Source organism: Paenibacillus typhae (assembly GCF_900099765.1).
GTDB classification, from domain to species: Bacteria; Bacillota; Bacilli; order Paenibacillales; family Paenibacillaceae; genus Paenibacillus_AQ; species Paenibacillus_AQ typhae.
In genome coordinates, this window is the sequence record NZ_FNDX01000003.1 from 102,107 (window position 1) to 121,267 (window position 19,161).

At 53.4% G+C, this 19,161-nt stretch carries 17 protein-coding genes; 1 reads left to right on the forward strand and 16 read right to left on the reverse strand.

Features of this window, described 5'->3' with window-relative positions:
- Window positions 1-55 precede the first annotated feature (55 nt).
- Complete coding sequence (locus BLR64_RS03830; protein ID WP_090712348.1) at window positions 56-1,456, reverse strand: class I SAM-dependent rRNA methyltransferase; 1,401 nt, start codon at window positions 1,454-1,456, stop codon at window positions 56-58.
- Window positions 1,457-1,554: 98 nt separating this feature from the next.
- Here BLR64_RS03830 and BLR64_RS03835 point away from each other — a divergent pair, with 98 nt between their 5' ends.
- The gene (locus tag BLR64_RS03835) at window positions 1,555-2,547 is read left to right on the forward strand and encodes a Na/Pi cotransporter family protein (RefSeq protein WP_090712349.1); all 993 of its coding nucleotides are present in this window, start codon (window positions 1,555-1,557) and stop codon (window positions 2,545-2,547) included.
- Window positions 2,548-2,647: 100 nt separating this feature from the next.
- On the opposite strand, the gene BLR64_RS03840 is transcribed toward BLR64_RS03835, so the two are convergent.
- The 15 genes from BLR64_RS03840 to BLR64_RS03910 form a co-directional block, all read right to left on the reverse strand.
- Window positions 2,648-3,475, reverse strand: a complete 828-nt coding sequence (locus BLR64_RS03840; protein ID WP_090712350.1) for an energy-coupling factor transporter transmembrane component T family protein — start codon at window positions 3,473-3,475, stop codon at window positions 2,648-2,650.
- Window positions 3,472-5,178, reverse strand: coding sequence for an ABC transporter ATP-binding protein (locus tag BLR64_RS03845; protein WP_090712351.1), 1,707 nt, complete (start codon window positions 5,176-5,178; stop codon window positions 3,472-3,474). Before BLR64_RS03845 ends, BLR64_RS03840 begins: the two co-directional genes overlap by 4 nt.
- Before the next feature lie 96 nt (window positions 5,179-5,274).
- Entirely contained in the window at window positions 5,275-5,835 is a 561-nt protein-coding gene (locus tag BLR64_RS03850; protein ID WP_167360591.1) for an ECF-type riboflavin transporter substrate-binding protein, read from the reverse strand.
- Window positions 5,836-6,012: 177 nt separating this feature from the next.
- The gene (locus BLR64_RS03855) at window positions 6,013-8,238 is read right to left on the reverse strand and encodes an Ig-like domain-containing protein (protein WP_090712354.1); all 2,226 of its coding nucleotides are present in this window, start codon (window positions 8,236-8,238) and stop codon (window positions 6,013-6,015) included.
- Between the two features lie 138 nt (window positions 8,239-8,376).
- Window positions 8,377-8,814, reverse strand: coding sequence for an NUDIX hydrolase (locus BLR64_RS03860; RefSeq protein WP_090712356.1), 438 nt, complete (start codon window positions 8,812-8,814; stop codon window positions 8,377-8,379).
- A 366-nt stretch (window positions 8,815-9,180) separates the two neighbouring features.
- Complete coding sequence (mtaB, locus tag BLR64_RS03865; RefSeq protein WP_090712358.1) at window positions 9,181-10,527, reverse strand: tRNA (N(6)-L-threonylcarbamoyladenosine(37)-C(2))-methylthiotransferase MtaB; 1,347 nt, start codon at window positions 10,525-10,527, stop codon at window positions 9,181-9,183.
- Window positions 10,528-10,530: 3 nt separating this feature from the next.
- Window positions 10,531-11,295, reverse strand: a complete 765-nt coding sequence (locus BLR64_RS03870; RefSeq protein ID WP_090712360.1) for an RsmE family RNA methyltransferase — start codon at window positions 11,293-11,295, stop codon at window positions 10,531-10,533.
- Window positions 11,296-11,391: 96 nt separating this feature from the next.
- Window positions 11,392-12,087 carry a site-2 protease family protein gene (locus BLR64_RS03875; RefSeq protein ID WP_090712362.1) on the reverse strand — a complete coding sequence of 232 codons (696 nt, stop codon included), beginning with the start codon at window positions 12,085-12,087 and terminating at the stop codon, window positions 11,392-11,394.
- Between the two features lie 2 nt (window positions 12,088-12,089).
- On the reverse strand, window positions 12,090-13,142 hold the full coding sequence (gene prmA, locus BLR64_RS03880) for a 50S ribosomal protein L11 methyltransferase (protein ID WP_090712364.1): 1,053 nt from the start codon (window positions 13,140-13,142) through the stop codon (window positions 12,090-12,092).
- 151 nt (window positions 13,143-13,293) lie between these two features.
- Window positions 13,294-13,857 carry a DNA-3-methyladenine glycosylase I gene (locus BLR64_RS03885; RefSeq protein ID WP_244157603.1) on the reverse strand — a complete coding sequence of 188 codons (564 nt, stop codon included), beginning with the start codon at window positions 13,855-13,857 and terminating at the stop codon, window positions 13,294-13,296.
- Between the two features lie 90 nt (window positions 13,858-13,947).
- A complete protein-coding gene (locus BLR64_RS03890; RefSeq protein WP_090712366.1) occupies window positions 13,948-16,401 on the reverse strand; it encodes an EAL domain-containing protein in 2,454 nt (817 codons plus the stop codon).
- A gap of 219 nt (window positions 16,402-16,620) precedes the next feature.
- Entirely contained in the window at window positions 16,621-17,532 is a 912-nt protein-coding gene (locus tag BLR64_RS03895) for a methyl-accepting chemotaxis protein (protein WP_244157604.1), read from the reverse strand.
- Window positions 17,533-17,674: 142 nt separating this feature from the next.
- A complete protein-coding gene (locus BLR64_RS03900; protein WP_090712370.1) occupies window positions 17,675-18,049 on the reverse strand; it encodes a hypothetical protein in 375 nt (124 codons plus the stop codon).
- Between the two features lie 106 nt (window positions 18,050-18,155).
- The gene (locus tag BLR64_RS03905) at window positions 18,156-18,335 is read right to left on the reverse strand and encodes a YfhD family protein (protein WP_090712372.1); all 180 of its coding nucleotides are present in this window, start codon (window positions 18,333-18,335) and stop codon (window positions 18,156-18,158) included.
- A gap of 49 nt (window positions 18,336-18,384) precedes the next feature.
- A complete protein-coding gene (locus tag BLR64_RS03910; protein WP_090712375.1) occupies window positions 18,385-18,744 on the reverse strand; it encodes a hypothetical protein in 360 nt (119 codons plus the stop codon).
- Between the last annotated feature and the right edge of the window lie 417 nt (window positions 18,745-19,161).

Genomic DNA, 19,161 nt, shown 5'->3' on the forward strand with positions numbered 1-19,161 from the left:
CCGGGAAGCCGCCGCCCCCTTTCCGTCATTCCCAGATTCAACGCACAGCCTTACATTACTTCCTGCTGCGCACCTCAAACACGGCAAATTTCAGGTAGTGGCCCTCGTCCACGCCGAGAATCTGCGGGTGGTCCTTGCCGGCTGCACGCCATTCGATCAGGCGCAGCACCTTGCCGGCATCCTTGGCCGCCTCGGCGATGGTGTCCAGGAACAGCTGCGGCTGCATATGATACGAGCAGCTGGCCGTTACCAGGTAGCCGCCCTCGTTGACCAGCTTCATGCCATGCAGGTTAATGTCCTTGTAGCCTCGGACGGCACCCGCTACTGCGCTTTTGGTTTTGGCAAAAGCGGGCGGGTCCAAGATGACAACATCCCAGGTGCGTCCGCCGCCGGCGGTCATCGGCTTGGCCGTGTCCGTCTTGGCTGCCGGCTTGCCGCCCGGTTTGACGTCTGCTTTACTGGTGGCCCGCTCCGAGCGCTCCTCCAGCCCCTTTACCTGATTGCGCAGGAAAGCAAACGCATCGTCCACAACAAACTCTACACGGTCCGTAAATCCGTTAATCTCGACATTCGCTTTAGCGCTTTCGATCGCATGGGCGGACACGTCAAGACAGGTCACCTTTTTCGCACCATACTTGCAGGCATGCAGTGTGAAGCTGCCCGTATGCGCGAAGCACTCCAGCACGGTTGCACCATCCCAGTAAGGGAAAGTGACCGGCTTGCCGCTTTTGTTAACCGGAAGGGTCTGCACAGATCCGTCTTCGGTCTCCACTTCCTGCAGCGTAATGCCGCTGCGTCCGCCCCAGCCCTTCATCAGCGGAGCGATGGATGCCCGGTTTTCGCGCTGGTCGAAGAAATAGCCGGTCTTCTGGCCTTCTTCGATATCGACGATCACCTTCAGCCCGTTCTCGGTGACGGTAATATGGCGCGGGCATTCGCCGTACAGTACGCCGGTTCTCTGCTCCAGGCCTTCCAGCTCACGGACGGACACGTCGCTGCGCTCATAAATGCCCTGCGGTGCCATTACCTGTACGAGCGCTTCAACGATTGCGTCCCGGCATTTGTCCATGCCCAGTGTCAGCAGCTGGACAACCAGCACATCGCCGAACCGGTCAATAATGAGCCCCGGCAAAAAATCAGCCTCACCGTATACGAAACGGTATGCGTCCGCTCCCGGCAAGAACCGCTCCCGGTGCCGCAGGCAGCTTGTAAACCGTTCAATGAAGAATGCCGTATCCATACTGGCGAGCGGCGACTCCGATACAACTCTCACCCGGATCTGCGAGGCCGGATTGTAATAGCCGGTCGCCAGGTATCTCCCCTGATGATTAAGCACATCCACCAAACCGCCAGCCTGCGCCTCTCCGTCCACTGAAGCTACCTCGCTGGCGAACACCCACGGGTGGCCCTGCTCCAGTCTTTTTTTGCGGCCGCGTTCCAGAATAACCGATGCCAATGACTTCAACTCCTTGTTCCTATTGTTAATTTCATACATGTCCACTGCGCTGCTTTCATATATTGGTGTACAACCCCCGTCCAAAGGAGCATGTCCTTATGATCCGTGACCTGCTGTTCCCTGTCATATACGGTCTTGTAATCTTTCTCGCCGGCATGAAGCTGATGGAGACCGCGCTGGCGAAGCTCGCCGGCCCGCTGCTGACGCGGGGCCTGCATAAAGCGACCTCTACGCCGCTTAAGGGCCTGATCGCCAGCAGCCTGCTGTCGGCGCTGCTGCAGAGCAGCACCGCCGTGACTGTGCTGACCATCGGCATGGTCAATGCCGGGCTGCTCACGTATGCCCGCACGCTGGGCATCATCCTTGGCAGCAACATCGGCACCTGCCTGACCACCGAGCTGATCGGACTGCAGATCAGCTCCGCAGCGGCGCCGCTGTTCACCGCAGCGCTCTGCCTGTGGGCCGCTGCCGTCATCGTCGGCGAGCTGCCACCCTTCACCTGGCGTTCAGCCGAGGCCTGCCGCAAGGTTTCCGGCCCGCTCCAGTTCATCAGCCTGGCGGTGGCCGGCTTTGCCCTGGTGCTGTGGGGCATCGCCGTCATGCAGTCGGTCGGCCCCGCGCTTGAAGCCAGCGGTATGTTCCGCTGGTTCCTGGACCATGCGGCCACCAGCGCCCTGTGGGGCCTGGCCGCCGGGGCCTGCCTGACCGCGATGCTGCACAGCAGCGCTGCGGTCATCGGGATGGCAATGGGCCTCGCATCCGCAGGCACCATGCCGCCCGAAATCGGCATCGCCATTGTGCTCGGCGCAAATGTCGGCACCTGTGTCACCGCCGTCATCGCTTCAATTGGCGGCTCAGCCTCCGGCAAGTTCGTCGCCGGCTCGCATGTGGCGCTCAACGTCGGCGGCGCCGTGCTGTTCCTGCCGTTCATCGGCCCGCTGCAGGACCTGTCCGCCTTGTTCGGCGGCGGGCCCGCCTCCCAGCTCGCCCACGCCCAGACGATCTTCAATGTCGTCTGCTCGCTGGCCGTGCTGCCGCTGTGCTATCTGCCGCTCTGGTCCAGAGTCGAGCAGCGGCTCAGCCGCATTTGATCTGTCCCTGTCCCAGCCCGCACAGCGGTTCTCCGTAACCCGGAGAATCGCTGTACTATTATACTTCAAACTGCCCTGTGATACTAATCTATTCTTTCATCTAAAAGATACTGTAAAACCTGGACCCGTCATAAAAAGTAATGATCAGCGCTGCCGCGGCCAGCGACAGCATCAGCCCTAAAGCAAAATAGTCCCTGCCCGTAAAGGGGCGGCCCATGTACCAGGTCCGTTTCCGGCCGCTGCCGAAGCCACGCAGCTCCATCGCCGTGCTGATTTTCTCGATCCGCTCAATGCTCGACAGGATCAGCGGCAGCAGGATGGATACGATATTTTTGAGACGACGGGGCAGCTTCTCCTTCCGGGAAAGATCAATTCCCCTTGCCTGGGCCGAGAAGGAGATATTCTCGTAGTCCCGCTGAATATCGGGAATATATCGCAGCGCCAGTGATACCGAATATGCGATTTTATAATTAACCCCGATCCGGTTCAGCGATGCGGCGAATTCGCTCGGATCTGTCGTCAGCAGGAACAGCAGCGCCACCGGGATGACTACGGCATACTTCAGCGCGATATTGAGCTGGTAGAACAGCTGTTCAGCTGTAACGGTGTACCGTCCGGCCAAGTGGAACAGATCGTGGCGCGTGCCGTAAATCCGTGTACCCTCCAGAGGCGAGAACAGAAAAATCGCCAAGTGATTCAGCAGGAAAAAGAACAGGATAAAATACAGCACAAAAGCGTAGTCCTGAAACCTCACTGTTGAAACTTTAAACAAAACAAGACTGATCAGCAGCATAACAACGAGGCATCTCGTATCGTAGGTAATCATGGCCGTCAGCGACCAGGCAATGAACACAATCAGCTTGGCTGCTCCGCTCAGACGGTGGACCGGCGAGTCCTGCTTCGTATAGGTCAGCATTCTGGCCCTCATCTGCGCCGCACCTCCCGGTCAAAAGCGATAAACGTGCGGACCAGCTCCTCCGGCTGCTGCAGCCCCGCCCTTAGCGCAAGCGTATAAAGCGAAGTTTCCCTCAGGTTGGCCTTCTCTACTATAGAACGGTCCGTCAAAATCCGCTCCGGCCGGTCATCGCCCGCCTTCTTCCCGTCCGCCAGCACAATCGCCCGCTGCGCATACTCCAGCATCAGATGCATATCATGCGTGATCATGATGACCGTAATTCCCCGGCTGCTCAGCCCCCGCAGAAATTCCATCATCTCATTATAATGCCGGTAGTCCTGGCCGGCTGTCGGCTCATCCAGAATAATAATCTCCGGTTCGAGCACCAGGATCGAAGCGATGGTAACCCGCTTCTTCTGACCGTAGCTTAGTGCGGATATCGGCCATTCGCGGAATGCATGCAGGCCGCAGATTCGCAGCACCCCATGAACGCGTTCCCGGATCAGCTCCTCCGGCACATCGCGCAGTTTAAGACCAAAGGCGACCTCGTCATACAGCAGCGTCTTCGACAGCATATGATTCGGATTCTGCATCACAAAGCCGATGCGCTCCGCCCGCTCTTTGATGGTATCCCTTCCGATATCCCGGCCGTTCAGCCAGATACTTCCCGAGGATGGCTTATAAAAACCGCAGATCAGCTTGGATACAGTCGACTTCCCGGCCCCGTTCCTGCCGGCGATGGCCAGCATTTCGCCCCGGTTAACTGTCAGAGACAGCTTGTCCAGCACGGCTGTCTCCCGCTCATAGCCGAAGGTGACCTCTTTCAGCTCAAGCAGCGGAACAGCCTCAGCCGGACCGCTCTGCTCCCTGTATCCGTCGACCCACTGCTCCAGCCGCTGAGCCGCCCCCTCCAGCCTGATGAGCTCCGGGTGCTGGGGCTGGAGGTCAGGCGTTACCGCCACTCCGGCATACCGCAGCGCCGTCAGATACAGCGGCTCGCGAAGCCCGGTTCCGGCCAGCAGGCCGGAGCTCAGCAGCTCGGCAGGCGGCAGGTCGCAAGCGATGACCCCGTCATTCATGATGATAATCCGGTCCACCGGCCGGTGCAGCACCTCCTCCAGCCGGTGTTCGATGATAATCACTGTTTTGCCGGTTTCACGCTGGAGCCGGTCAATATGTTCAATTGTCCGGGTACCCGTGAAAGGATCAAGGCTGGCCAGCGGCTCATCGAACAACAGAATATCAACGTTACCGGCGAGTACGCCGGCCAGCATCGTCTTCTGCTTCTGGCCGCCGGAGAGCTCCTGCGGCGAAGCCGACAGCAGGTCCCCGATACCGGCAGCCCTTGCAGCGGCTGTCACCCGCTCCTTCATCTCCTGCAGGGGCACTGCCGCATTCTCCAGCACAAAAGCGATATCCTCCCCGACTGTAAGTCCGACAAACTGCCCGTCCGGGTCCTGCAGCACAGTCCCTACCGTCTGTGACAAAGCAGCGATACTCTGCTCCTGCTGCTCCTGCCCCATGATCCGCAGGCTTCCGGCCGTCTCTCCAGGGTAGTAAAAGGGGATCAGCCCGTTGATGCAATGGGCAAGCGTGCTTTTGCCGCTGCCCGAAGGGCCGACAATCAGCACCTTCTCGCCCTCTCTGATGCTCAGATTGATTCCACGCAGTGTAGGCTCCTGCTGAGCCCGGTAGGTGAAGCTGAAATCTGTAAATTCTATAACGGCTTTGCTCATCTCTACCTTCCTCTTTCAATAATTCGTTCCGTATGCATCCTCTTTATTTCAACAGAAAAGCCGGTGATTGTCACCGGCTTTCTGCTAAATATTCAATTAACCCAGCTTCCGCAGGCTTCCCTGCTTGGTCCGCGTCTTGGCATAGGCTGCTGCGAGCAGCGTGCCGATGACAGCTACCGTTACAATGTTTGCCGCTCCGGCAGCCAGCCCCTGCGTGTATACCTTATTCGCCGGCTCTGCATAGATCAGAATATCCAGCGTCGGTGCTACAGCGAACCAGGCAATGGCATTGGCCACAATCTGAGCCAGGTTAAAGCGGATAATCTCTCTTTTGCCGAACACACCATCCTGGATGGAAATGCCGGCAACCAGCAGGCCGATAATCAGCCCGACCAGTCCGGAGGAGATGACCCAGCTGAACCAGGGGGAGCCGTAAAAAATAAAATCCTTCAGCGTGTGACCGATCAATCCGATCAGCAATCCGGCTACAGGGCCATACAGCAGCGAAAACAATGCAAGCAGCGCGTAAGTCGTTTCAATGTTCGTATTCGGAATGCCCGAGGGAATCGAACCGAATCTCCCCAATATTACGAATAAGGCCGAACCGATCCCCACCGCTACAATCGATCTGATAGATAATAACTCTTTCTTCGCCATCTGCTTCATCTCCTTGTAAATTGGATTTACCTATGGCGTACAGCATGTTCTGCCTGACCTGAATACGCCTGTTATGTACTTTTCAGAATTATACATCGGATTACTTGGGTTTACTATAGCTTTAGCCAAAAAAAATCTGCAAAGCGCTAAAACAGCAGCTCTGCAGATCAGATGGATTTATTTTACATTAACGGTTACAGTTACCGTCTTGTTGTTCCATTTACCCTTGATGGATGCTGTCCCCTTACCCACCGCTGTAATTGTACCGGAAGCATTCACCTTTGCTACAGCAGGCTTGGAGCTGGTCCAGACTACACTGCCCGTAACGATGGCTGTTTTGCCGGTATCATACAACGCTGTTGCCACTACACTCTGGGAAGCGCCGGCAGCAAGCACCAGCTTGGTTTCATTCACGGTCAGCTTGGTAAGCTTAGGCACTACGTTGACCTTGACTGTAGCCGCGATACCTTGATAAGAGCCGGTCATTGTCGCTGTACCTTCAGCTACCGCTTTGACTGTCGTTCCCTTCACAGTTGCCACTGCAGTATTGGAAGATTCCCAGTTCATTGCACCGGAGAAATTCGCCGATTTGCCATTGGCAAAATATCCGGTTACTTTGATGGCCTTGGAAGCCTTAAGGTTCAGATCCACTGTGCCCGGCTCTACTACGAGCTTCACGACCTTCTGCTCAATCGTTACCGGAATACTGATCGTTTTGTTGGAATACGTTCCTTTAAGTGTAGCCGACCCTTTGGTAAGGCCTTTAATCACTTTACCGTTCGCTGTCTGTTTGAGGACCGCATTGGTGCCGGTAATTTCCCAGGTAATAGTGCTTGTAACATCAACCTCATCCCCGTTTTCAAGCACTGCGTTTACAGAAGGCAATCCCTGCTCCTCACCAATAACGAGACCCAGCGCATCCTCAGGCCCGATCAGCACCAGCACCTTGTTCTGCACGGTAACCTTCAGCTCCACGGTCTTTTCACGGATCGGGGAAGCTCCGGAGGAGACGTTGCCCTTCTTGATTTTACCGGTAAGCGTTACGGTTCCAGCCTTGACGGCAGACAGCTTATTGTCCTTGATCTCGGCAATTTCTTCGTTAGCTGAGGTCCATTTGATTTCCTGGCTGATATCCAGCTTCGTACCGTCCAGCTTCGTTCCGCTAACCTTCGGCAGGCTGACGCTGTCCGCTGTATATGCCTCCAGTTCGGACTTATCCAGAACCAGTTCAGTGATTGTAGGCAGCACGGTTACCTTTAATGTTTTGCTGACACCAAAGCTCTCTGCCTTAATAACAGCCGATCCGACCGCCTTACCTGTAACTGTTGCTGCTGCTGCATCTTTAGTAACTGTAGCCGCGAGCAGGTTGTCGGAGGTCCAGGTTGCACCCGATGACTGGTTTTGCCTGGAGTTTACAGCGTTTCTCATTTCCGCTTTTACTGTCAGGCTTTCACCCAGGAAAAGCGTCTGATCCTCGGAAGGAGTCAGCAGCACTGCCTCGTAAGGGGCACGCACATAGACATCCACCGACTTGGATACACCAAGGTATTTTGCTGTAATTACAGCTTTACCGGAACCAACTACTGTAATGATACCGGCTTCTACTGTTGCCACACTTTCGCTGGAGCTTGTCCATTCTGCCTGATCAGAAACAGGCTTTTCCTCGCTGTTCTCGGTTGCTTTTGTCATTGCCTTCAACACTACGGGATCATCACCGACCAGCAGCTCAAGCTCCTTAACAGCCACATTATCTTGTTTAAGAACAATAGCTGAATACGGCAGCTCTACCTTTGCTTTAAATGTAGCGGTAAGTCCCTTGTATTTGGCGGTAATGGTCGCGGTGCCTTCACCTACTAACGTAATCTGGCCTTCATCAATGGTCAGCACGCCTGTATTGGAGCTGCTCCAGTCGGCATCAGCCGAGACATCCTTCACCGAGGTTGCCGATTGTCCCCCTGTGGCTTTGGCCGTGACGAGCAGCGTTTCTTCGCTGTCACCTAATTTATAATTCCCGTCAGAGCGGCGCTCCAGGGTTAAATCTTTAAAGGGATGGGTAACGGACACCTCCAGGGTGGCTACCGCATTCAGGTATGTAGCGGTAATCATGGCTGTTCCGGTATCGACCGGGGTCAGCAGCCCGTTGACTACTCTGACTGCATTTGTATTTGAGGATACCCAGGTTGAAGCTGCAGTCACATCCTTTTTGGAGGAGGACCCTTCAATGTTGGCATATACTTTAAGCTGTTTTGGGGTTTGCCCAACCGTAAGCTCCACTTTTGCCGAGCTGTCAAAATCAATCGAGTTCGTATCGCCTGTAGCCGCAAAGACGTTTACCGGAAAAGCTGCGGCAGTAACCAATATCAAAATGAGGAGCATCTTCGTCATTTTCCTGTACACAGTCATCTGTTCTCTCCTTAGGCAGTAAGTTTCGGTGGTGATTACCACACTCTTCCACTATATCGACAATTACGCCTAAAGTGTTTACCTTATTTTCAGTTAATTTTCTGTCCCCGGCGAATTCAGGACTTTTTAACTAGATTGCTAATCCGGAAAATGTCCGGAGAGCAGCGCTATTGCTTTCTGTAAAATAGGGACATTGTTGGCATACATGTTGCTCTTCCCCCGCTCCCAGGCGGCTTCAGCTTCATGCCATTCCACAGCGTTAATCTCCTCTGCCTGTGCCCTGGTGATCCCGCCAACCGCCTCCACCAGAAAATAATGAACCTCTTTATCTACGATTCCGTAGATGTGGTGCCCGAACGAGTATTTAATGACATCAATCGGAGCCTTGATAACGCCCACAGCGCCCGTCTCCTCACGAATCTCCCGCAGTGCTGTCTCCTCTACCGTCTCCCCGTCCTCCATCTTGCCCTTGGGCAGCGCCACCTTCCCGTAACGGTCCACGATCAGCTGGATCTGGAGACCCGCGCTGCCCCGCCGGTACACCACGCCGCCCGCTGAAATTTGCTTATGCGCCATGCTGACAGCTCCTTAATAGGGTTATGTTTTATGGCCGCCTGTCCTGTGCTACTCCCGAAGCGTGCATTTATCCTGTTAGCCGCAGCCATTTAGAAATTCTCCCCTTGCTCACTCCTTACCCTTTTTTCCGGACTTCAAGCGCGGTACTCCGGGCAAGCTTCCCGCACACTCCTGTACTAAGCTTTGTCCCGTGCCTTAGTCTCCCCCAAACAGCAGCAAGGATTTCACCTCCGGACGGGAAATGAAATCCTTGCTTGATTACGCTATTAATCGGGAATCTGCTGCACATGATGCAACAGAACATGTCCCGCTATCAGCGGTGAGTCCATTCACAGCACCGCAGACAGCGGAAATACGCTGGACTGGTTACGCCAGTTCAGTCTGGCGGAGTCCGGTCCGGCTGACGCCAACCAGCTCGCCTTTGCATTCGTTAATGCCCGCTTCGGTAATCTTCACCTGGCAGAGCTCGCCCTGCAGTGAATCGTCGCCGCCGAAGAACACCTGCAGGTAGTTGTCGCTGAAGCCGTGCTGGATGCTGCGGCCCGGCGCGTCCTTGGCTGAGCGCTCAGCGATAACCGAGACGGTCTTGCCGACGAACTTGTTGGCATAGGCCAGCTGCATCTCCTCGGAGAGATCGATCAGCTGCTGTACGCGCTCGTTCTTGATCTCCTCGTCAATCTGGTTAAGCATCCGCGCCGCCGGTGTACCGGTCCGCTTGGAATAAGGGAACACATGCATCTCGGAGTAATTCACAGCCTTCATGAAGTCGTATCCTGCGCGGAACATTTCGTCCGTTTCGCCCGGGAAGCCGACAATGACGTCTGTAGTGATGCCTACATCCGGCATGGCCTGGCGGATCAGCTGCATTTTGGCATAATATTCTTCCGTAGTGTATTTGCGGCGCATCGCCTTGAGCACCTCGTTATGGCCGGCCTGCAGCGGAATGTGCAGATGGCGGCACATTTTGGAGCTGCGGTTCAGCACATCCAGCAGCTTCTCATCAATCTGACTCGCTTCAATCGAGCTGATACGCACGCGCTCAAGCCCGTCCACCTTGTCCAGCTCCCAGAGCAGGTCGGCAAGGCGGTAGTTGTCCAGATCATCGCCATAGCCGCCAGTGTGAATACCGGTCAGCACGAACTCTTTATAGCCTGCCTCAACCAGCTGGTGCGCCTGGGCTACAATCGACTTCGGATCCCGGCTGCGCGACAGTCCGCGCGACCATGGAATAATGCAGAAGGTGCAGAAGTTGTTGCAGCCGTCCTGAATCTTCATGAACGCCCGCGTCCGGTCAGCGAAGCCCGGCACATCCAGCTCCTCGAACTCACGCGTCTTCATAATGTTACGCACCGCGTTGACCGGCTGGCGCGACTCCTGAATGTTCTTGACATGAGTCATAATATGCTCACGGTCCTGGTTGCCGATGACCAGATCGACGCCCGGAATATCCAGAATTTCGCCCGGAGAGGTCTGCGCATAGCAGCCCGTTACAGCGACAATCGCTTCCGGGTTGCGGCGTACGGCGCGGCGGATCATCTGCCGGCTCTTTTTGTCGCCTGTGTTCGTCACCGTACAGGTGTTAATCAGGTATACATCGGCGGTTCCCTCGAAATCCACCTGCTCGTAACCTTCATTTTTGAAAAGCTGCCAGATGGCTTCAGTGTCATAGAAATTCACTTTACAACCTAAAGTATAAAATGCTACGGATGGCATTTCTCAAGCTCCCCCCATTTCTCCGGATTCATATAAAATGCAGGCTGCAGCAACCATACCGGCTGTCTCGCAGCGCAGAATTCGCCGTCCAAGCCCAACAGATACCGCCCCGGCAGCTTCTGCCGCCTCGCACTCCTCCGGACTGAACCCGCCTTCGGGACCGACAACAACCATCACCTTGCCCCGGAATCCGGCAGGCAACCCGGCAATCCATGGTGCGGCGGCGCTGCGCAGCTGCAAGCCTTCTTCTTTTTCGTAGCAGAAGTACACCGCGTCATATCCGCTGAAGCTCTGGAGCAGCTGCTTCCAGCTGAGCGGAGAATGAACGTCAGGAACAATATTACGGTGCGCCTGCTCAGCGGCTTCCTTACAGATCTTGCGCCAGCGCTCCAGCCGTTTGCTCTCCTTGCGCTCATCGTACTGTACAATCGTCCGCTCCGAGAGAAACGGAACAAAAGCCACGGCACCGATCTCGGTGCATTTCTGGATCACCGTCTCCAGCTTGTCGCCTTTGGGCAGGCTCTGGGCTACCGTAACCTGAATGCGCGGCTCATGCGTCATTTCAAGCAGCTCCACAATATTCACGACAACCTCGCCGGTTTCAATCGAAGCAATCTCCGTCAGAGCCTCGCGGGACACCCCGTCGCTGACAATCAGCTTATCCCCGGCCTTCCCGCGCATCACCTTGGCAATATGACGTGCATCTTCACCGCCAATGCTCACCTGCTCTGCTCCAAACTGCTCCGGGCTTACAAAATAACGCTGCATAGTTTAGCCTCATTCTATTGAAAATTCATATACTTTCTTACCAGTATTAAAAAAACATATTCCATCATACAACGTTTGCAAGGCAATGACCAGCCCTTAGTAAAACCCGGAGAATCCGAACAGGTTCAGGAATAACCGGATAAAATGATTGCCGATTTGAATGGCCCAGTTATACAGCGGGGCAATCGTATTGGCGCTAAGAACAGGGATAAAGATTACCAGTAAAAAGATAAAGACGGCCCACTGCTCAGCCTGCTGCATTTTGGCGCGGACCGGACGCGGTGCGACATCCTCCAGAATCCGGTAACCATCAAGCGGCGGCAGCGGAATAAGATTGAACAGAAAGAGGAAAAAGTTGGTCTTGATAAAGATCCCGAAAAACCAGACAATCGCCAGCTGCAGCTGCTCATTGGTGATGGAGTCGATCGCTCCTGTACCCATGAGCACCGTATAGATCAGCGCCCCGATAATCCCCAGCAGAAAATTGCTCAGCGGCCCGGCAGCCGACACGACGATTCCCATCACCCGCGGACGGCTGAAGTTGTCACGGTTCACCGGAACCGGACGCGCCCAGCCGAAGCCGGCAATGAGCAGCAGGATAATTCCGAACAGGTCGAAATGGACGGCCGGATTCAGCGTCATGCGGCCAAGCAGCCTGGCCGTCGGATCGCCGAATTTGTTGGCAAAGTAAGCATGCGCGAACTCATGCACAGTAAAGGCAATGACGATCGTAATCAGGAAAAACGGAAGCTGCTGCAGGGGATATACCAATATATCATTTAAAAAATCCATCTCTACCTCTTTCCGGCTGTAATGGCCACCCAGTCTTCTTCACGGGTAATCTCTATAATCTCAAAACCGGAAGCCTCCAGCGCCTGCGACACCAAACCTTCCTTATCTTTATAAATACCGGAAGTAATATAGATTCCGCCCGGCTGCAGCGCACGGAACACATCGTCCGTGAACAGCACAAGAATCTCCGCCAGAATATTGGCGACAATAAGCTTCACCGGCAGTGTAACACCAAGGCCTGCCTCCGCAGACGGGTTCACCTCTGCAGCTGCCCCGGTATAGCCGGGTCTTGCACTCGGCCACATGTCCCCCGCCGCAGTATCTGCCGCACCTTCGCCTCCTAGCAGCGAGAGCAGATCGCTCTCTTTTACCGTTACCGAGGCCTGCAGCCTGTTCAGCTCCACATTCTCCCGCGCACTCTCCACAGCGACAGGATCAAGGTCAAGGGCCAGCACAGACTTAGCACCAAGCAGAACCGCACCTACCGCCAGAATGCCGGAGCCGGTTCCCACGTCAATGACTTCTTCGCCTCCGCTGATATGTTTCTCCAGCGCACGCAGACACAGCGCCGTAGTCGGATGCGTTCCTGTTCCGAAGGCCATGCCGGGATCGATTTCGATAATCTTTTCGTCCGGGCTGGCTGGTGTATATTCTTCCCAGGTCGGCTTGATCGTTAGACGGTCAGACACGCGCAGCGGCTTGAAGTACGCTTTCCAGGCATGGGCCCATTCTTCATCGTCTACCGTTTTCCAGGAGATCAGCGCTTTGCCGGGATCGATCCCGAATTCACGCAGCTCCTCAACCCGCGGAGCAACCTCTTTGATGACATCGTCCATCGATACATTTTCGGCATAGTAGCCTTTAATTACAGCCTCACCGGGAGGGATATCGTTAAGCGGTTCATCGTATAGTTCACCGTACCGGGTATCTCTTACTTTATTAAGCGTTCCCGATTCTTCGATCGAAACACCGCCCGCTCCGGCTTCATACAGCAGATTGGATATCATCTCCTGTGCCTCTTCTGTTGTATGTACCGTCAATTCATGCCATAACATGTGTGTGGGTCCTCCTAAAAGTTTTGTAAGCAGTACTTCCATGATTTAGCTTCGTTCAAAACTCACTAATCCAGTTATTCAACATTTATCAGTATACCATTTCTACCACAGGTAGCGCCAAACCTACGCCTGCAGTACAGATCACGGTTCATCATTTCCGGCAAAAACAGTCCATCGTATGATCATTCACCATACCGGAAGCCTGCATAAAAGCGTAACAGATCGTCGAGCCGACGAATGTCATGCCCTTCTTTTTCAGCGCCTTGCTCATAGAATCTGACTGCGCCGTCGTCGCCGGAACCTCAGCCCGCGTCTTCCACCCGTTAATGACTGGCCCGCCGCCGGCAAAGCTCCACACATAATCCGAAAAGCTGCCCTCCTCCCGGCAAATGTCCAGATAAACCTTCGCATTTTTCACAATGGCATTAATTTTTAGGCGGTTGCGGATGATTCCCGTGTCCTGCATCAGAGCTTCTATTTTGTTATCGTCATAATGCACAATGATGTGCGGATCAAATCCGTCGAATACCTTACGGTAATGCTCCCGCTTCTTCAGTACCGTGTACCAGCTGAGCCCGGCCTGCATGCCCTCCAGCATCAGCAGCTCAAACAGCTTGAGGTCATCGTACAGGGGATTTCCCCATTCTCTATCATGATAGTCAATATACAAAGGATCTTCGTTGACCCAGGCACAGCGTGTTATTTCCCTATTCAAATGATTCTCTCCTTTTGCCTGCCATAGACTCCCGGCTTTAATCCTTGCCTTCAAAATAAAAGCGCGGCCTCTTCGGACCGCGCTGCATGCTCAGACTATTTTGCCGACAGCCTCTGCTGGCCATAGATATTTCCGTTCCAGCTCCTCAGCAGCCAGCGGCTTGCTGTAATAATACCCTTGAATATCCCGACAGCCGCTTTCCACCAGGATGTCCAGCTGCTCCTTCGTTTCGATGCCTTCGGCAATCACCTGCATGCCGAGATGCTCTGCCATGGTCAGGATGGTCGCCACAATGGCCCGGTCATGGCTGCTGCCGGAAATGCCGCTGATGAACGAACGGTCGATCTTCACCTTGTGTATAGGATACAGCTTCAGATACCCCAGCGAGCTGTAGCCGGTCCCGAAGTCATCCAGGCTGATCCGGACCCCGCTTTTGACCAGATCATTCAGAATGGCACTGGCTCTGGAAGCATCCATCATCGTGCTCTCGGTAATCTCCAGCTCAAGATACTCCGGCGCCAGCCCCGTTTCCCGGAGAATATCCCGGATATCCTCCAGCAGATTATACTGAAGAAACTGCTGTGAGGATAGATTGACGGCAACCGGAATGCGCGGACCGCCTGCATCATGCCACTGCCGCATCTGCCGGCAGGCTTCGCGCAGCACAAAATTACCAAGCTCTACGATCCGCCCGGTCACTTCTGCCGCGGGAATGAACAGACCTGGACCGAGCAGTCCTTTTACCGGATGATTCCAGCGCACCAGCGCCTCTACCCCGATAATCCGCTCATTGTCCGCTGTCCGGATCTGCGGCTGATAATGCACCGTGAACTCGCCGCGTGCCAGCCCTTTGCGCAGATCCGATTCCAGCTCCAGCTGCTCCATAATCTGGCCGTTCAGATCGTCCGAGAAAAACTGGTAATCGTTTCTGCCGTTTTTCTTCACTTCATACATGGCCGTTCCGGCATTTTTGAGCAGCTCTTCCGGAGTCTGGCCGTGGGAAGGATAAAAGGAAATTCCGATGCTGGCCGTAACGTAGAGATCCCGCCCGTTGAGGTGAACCGGCTGCTTGATCGCAGCAAGCATCTGTTCCACAATATCCGTCACGTTCATTTTTTCCCTGGAGAACCGGCAGAGCAGTGCGAATTCATCGCCCTCCAGCCGTGCCAGCGCCATCTGCTCGTTAACCACGCTGTCTGTTATCCTGCTGCTCATCTCCTGCAGAAAGCGATCGCCGTGCAATTGTCCGAGTGTATCATTAATAAGCTTGAACCGGTCAACATTCATAACGAGGACGGCAAAAGGTTCCTGAGCATCATGATGTGCTTCAATGGTCCGGGAGAGCAGCTGACTGAACATCCGGCGGTTGGGAAGTCCGGTCAGCTCATCGTGAAAGGCCAGATAGCGGGTCTGCTCCTTGGCCTGCTTCTCCTCCGTGATATCCCGGGCAATGACATAAATGCCGGCCACCAGGCCATCGACCATAACCGGAGCGATGTTGATGCTGACATCCAGCTTTTTCCCGTTTTCGTGCATGATCGCCGTTTCATAGCAGACCTGCTCTCCGGCAAGGGACCTGATGAACATCTCCCGGATCAGCTCCTGATCCTCCGCTGTAATAATACCCAGGAGGGAGTCCAGGGATTGCTCTTTGAACTCCTTGCTGCTGATGCCGCTAATCGCCGTGGCTGCAGGATTGGAGCCGATAATACGTAAATTAAGATCAATGGAGATGATGGCATCCTGATTATTTTCATAGAGCGATCTGTACCATTTTTCACTGATTAGAAGCTCCGTATCCTTTCTGGAAAAACGGCTCGAAATATAAACTCCGGTAACAGACAGGCCCAGCGTGAACAGCGTCCCCCCGGCAATGACATAGGCCAGCCATTTCTGATCCAGCACCACTCCGGTATTCAGCCAGGAACGGCTCTCGGGCTCAAAGCTTGCCGCAAGCATTCCGGTATAATGCATGCCTACAACGGCGATGCCCATGACCAGTCCGCTAATCAGCTTCTTTCCCGGGCCCACTGCCGTGCGGTTCATGAGAAGCTGGGAAGACAGTCCCAGCGCAACAACGGATGCAGCCAGGGCAACAACAAACGACAGGACGACATAGTCTGCTCTATACGAAATTCCAATCTGCATCGCGGACATGCCTATGTAATGCATACCGAAAATACCAGAGGCAAGCAGCAGACCGCCCACCAGAAGCGAAACGGTTCCACGCCTGAAGTTGCTGATGACAATCAGGGCAACCAGCGAAGCAATGACTGCGACTGTCATAGACAGCAGTACAACCATCAGGTTATAAGCGACCGGTACAGGCAGCTTCAAGGCGAGCATGCCGACAAAATGCATAGACCATACGCCCATCCCCATGATGACAGCGCCGAATATAAGCCACAGCGTCCGCCGTCTGCCCTTGGATATCCCCAATATGCCTGCCAGCTCCAAGACCGTACAGGAAGCTGCAACAGCTATCAAATACGAAAAAAATACGAGCAGCTTGTCATGACTGCCATGCATATGCATGTGCTCCATGACCTCATCCCCCTTTAACCCACTCCAAACACGACTGGCAAAATTCTAAATTTTATCTAATTTAATATTATATCGGCTAATTCAACCGAAAATCTAATAACTTACCTGCAATTTAGCAATATGTAAAAACGGCTGCACCCCCCGCAAGACAGAAATATCCGATAAAAAACAGTATGGCCTCCAAGCTTCAGGAGCACCATACTGCCATATTGGATACAATCAGATAATATTCATAACCGCCCTGGCCTGGATATCCAGCTCACTGGCCGAGACCGCAATGCCTGTAAACTCCTCAAGGGCTACTTCAATCTGCTTTTGGCTCTCTTTGACGCTAGCCTGAACATGCTCGAGACCAGTCGACATGCTGCCGATTTCCTCCGTAATCGCCTTGACACTGTTCCTTACCTCGCCAATGGATTCCTGCACCATACCCGAGAGCTTCCGGACCTCCTTGGCCACCACATCGAACCCCCGCCCGTACTCCCCGGCATGCGCCGCTTCAATTGCAGCATTCAGGGCCAGCAGATGTGTCTGCGAAGCAATATCACGGATTGTCTGTACTACCCCTTGAATATCCACAGCCTTGTTTTGCAGATTCTTTATGATAAGTGAGTTCTCGTCCGATACACTGGCGATATTATTGATGCTGAGCAGCATTTCCCGGCTTCGTTCGATCCCCTGCTCTGCCCGACGGTTCAGGCTGTCAGCCATTCTCTGCATCTGCTCCACCACATGGTTTACCTCGGTCTGCCGGTGCGTAATATTGGTCGCTATCTTGCTTACGCCGATTACATGGCGGCCTGTTTCGTCAAAAATAGGCATATAGGTTGCTTCGAGCCACACCGTGTTCCCCTCTGAATCCATTCGTTCAATCTTATCCTGAAAGCTGGTTCCGGAAAGCAGATTTTGCCAGAAGTTTTCGTAGTCCGGACTGTTAACAAACGCAGGAAAGCATAACTCCCGGTGATGCATTCCGTACATATCCTCTGATTTATATTTCATTGAACCGGCAAACATTTCATTGACATAGGCCACTCTTCGGTCAAGATCAAAGCGAATCAGGGCAAGATTCTTTTCCATAGCTTTAACTACCAGCGCCTCTGTGACTGCTGGAACTGATCCATTCTCCATCATACTGTCTCCCTGTGCTGCTCAATTGAGGTTCTGCGGCTTTCATATAATCATAAGGTATATATTCTATATTAACGGCAGAAAAGCTACTATGGATTATAACAATTTAAAAGACTTGTTTCCATCGCCCTGCTTTTCGCGCTCACTTCTTGGACCCGTAGTCACCGAACTTCATGCCCCACACTGAATCCTTCCGGTGCCCTGCCGCCTCCTGCAAACCGGAAAGACGCGGATCATGCGGGTAATACTGCTCCAGATACAGAACGAATACCCCGCGCAATCCGATTTCAGAGTCCAGCTTGTTAAATTCATTCGGATGCTTATCCATCTCTTCCAGAGCGGTTTCCCATCTCTTCAGATCGGCAGGAGAAGCGCGCCCGTCCCGGACAGCTTCCGCAAGCCCTCGCAGTTCACGGTAGGCCCGTTTCACTTTGGACGAATAAATCTGCTTCTGATTCAAAAAAGTAAGCAAAGCGATCAGCAGCACCAGTCCGCCCCACATAATAAACGTATTCATCAACATCCCCCTTGCCATTGTCCATTTCCCTATTATACACGCCGGCACGCAAAAAACCCCACTTTCAGTGGGGCAAATGTCCTTAATTTTCAGTACTATAGGCCGGCTATTTCTTTTTCATAATCTCATTCAGCTGGCGCTTGTCAGCTTCCTGCACGCGGTCCAGCGCTTCCAGATCATCCTGGTCAGCTTCCGCAGCCGTAAATTGCACATCCTCCAGTTTAGCTTCGTAAAGCATCTTTTGCTTTTCCGTTTTGGAGAAAATGTCCGAGTTCTCTCTATCCATAACAGCTACCACCTTTCAGATTCCTGGTAAAAAAAACAAGTACATGCAGCTAGATCATACCGCCGGCTTCCTCAATGATGGACAAGGCCTGCTGGTAAGATTCCGGCTGTACAATTACGGTCAGCAGAATATTTCTGCCGGTAGGCCCTCCGTCACCGCCATGGCTCATCCCGCTTGAGCTGGTATGCGCAGCTGACAAAATACCTGAATGCGCGCTCACGGCGGTCATGGAATCCATACGGGCCAGACTGCCGGTCACCGGATTCACAGCATTTTGCAGGCCACCTCCGCTGAACCGGGTGAATCGGTCGATGGACAGCTCGGTTACGCGCAGAGCCTGAAGCTTCCGGGAGACGCCTTCAGCTTCTTCGGGAGATTTGAAATAGGCGAGGATGCTTTTTTCTGACAAGGATAATCCCTGCTTTCTGCCTGATATGCCAAACACAAACTGACCATTTTATTTTGTATTGATGCCGCATGGTTTATACGCAATTTTTATGTTTAATCTTTAACAACAGGAAAAACTTTCCTGGCACAAATCTGTCCATTTTTCCCGACTTCCTCTCTTGGGATAATATCTATATTTAGTTAACAATTCCATTAGATAACATGAAAATATATATTATTTCCATTACATAAATCAGTGTTTTTAATACTTTCGACTCATAAATACAGGATTTTTTGATTTATTGTGTTATATTACCTCACTCAAGCAATATTCATATTAACTTTTTCCTCGTAAAATAGTACTTTATGTCCATTTCATTCTTACTCTAACGCATATTTATGTTATCTTTCACTTCATTCACGATAACTCCCTGAAAAA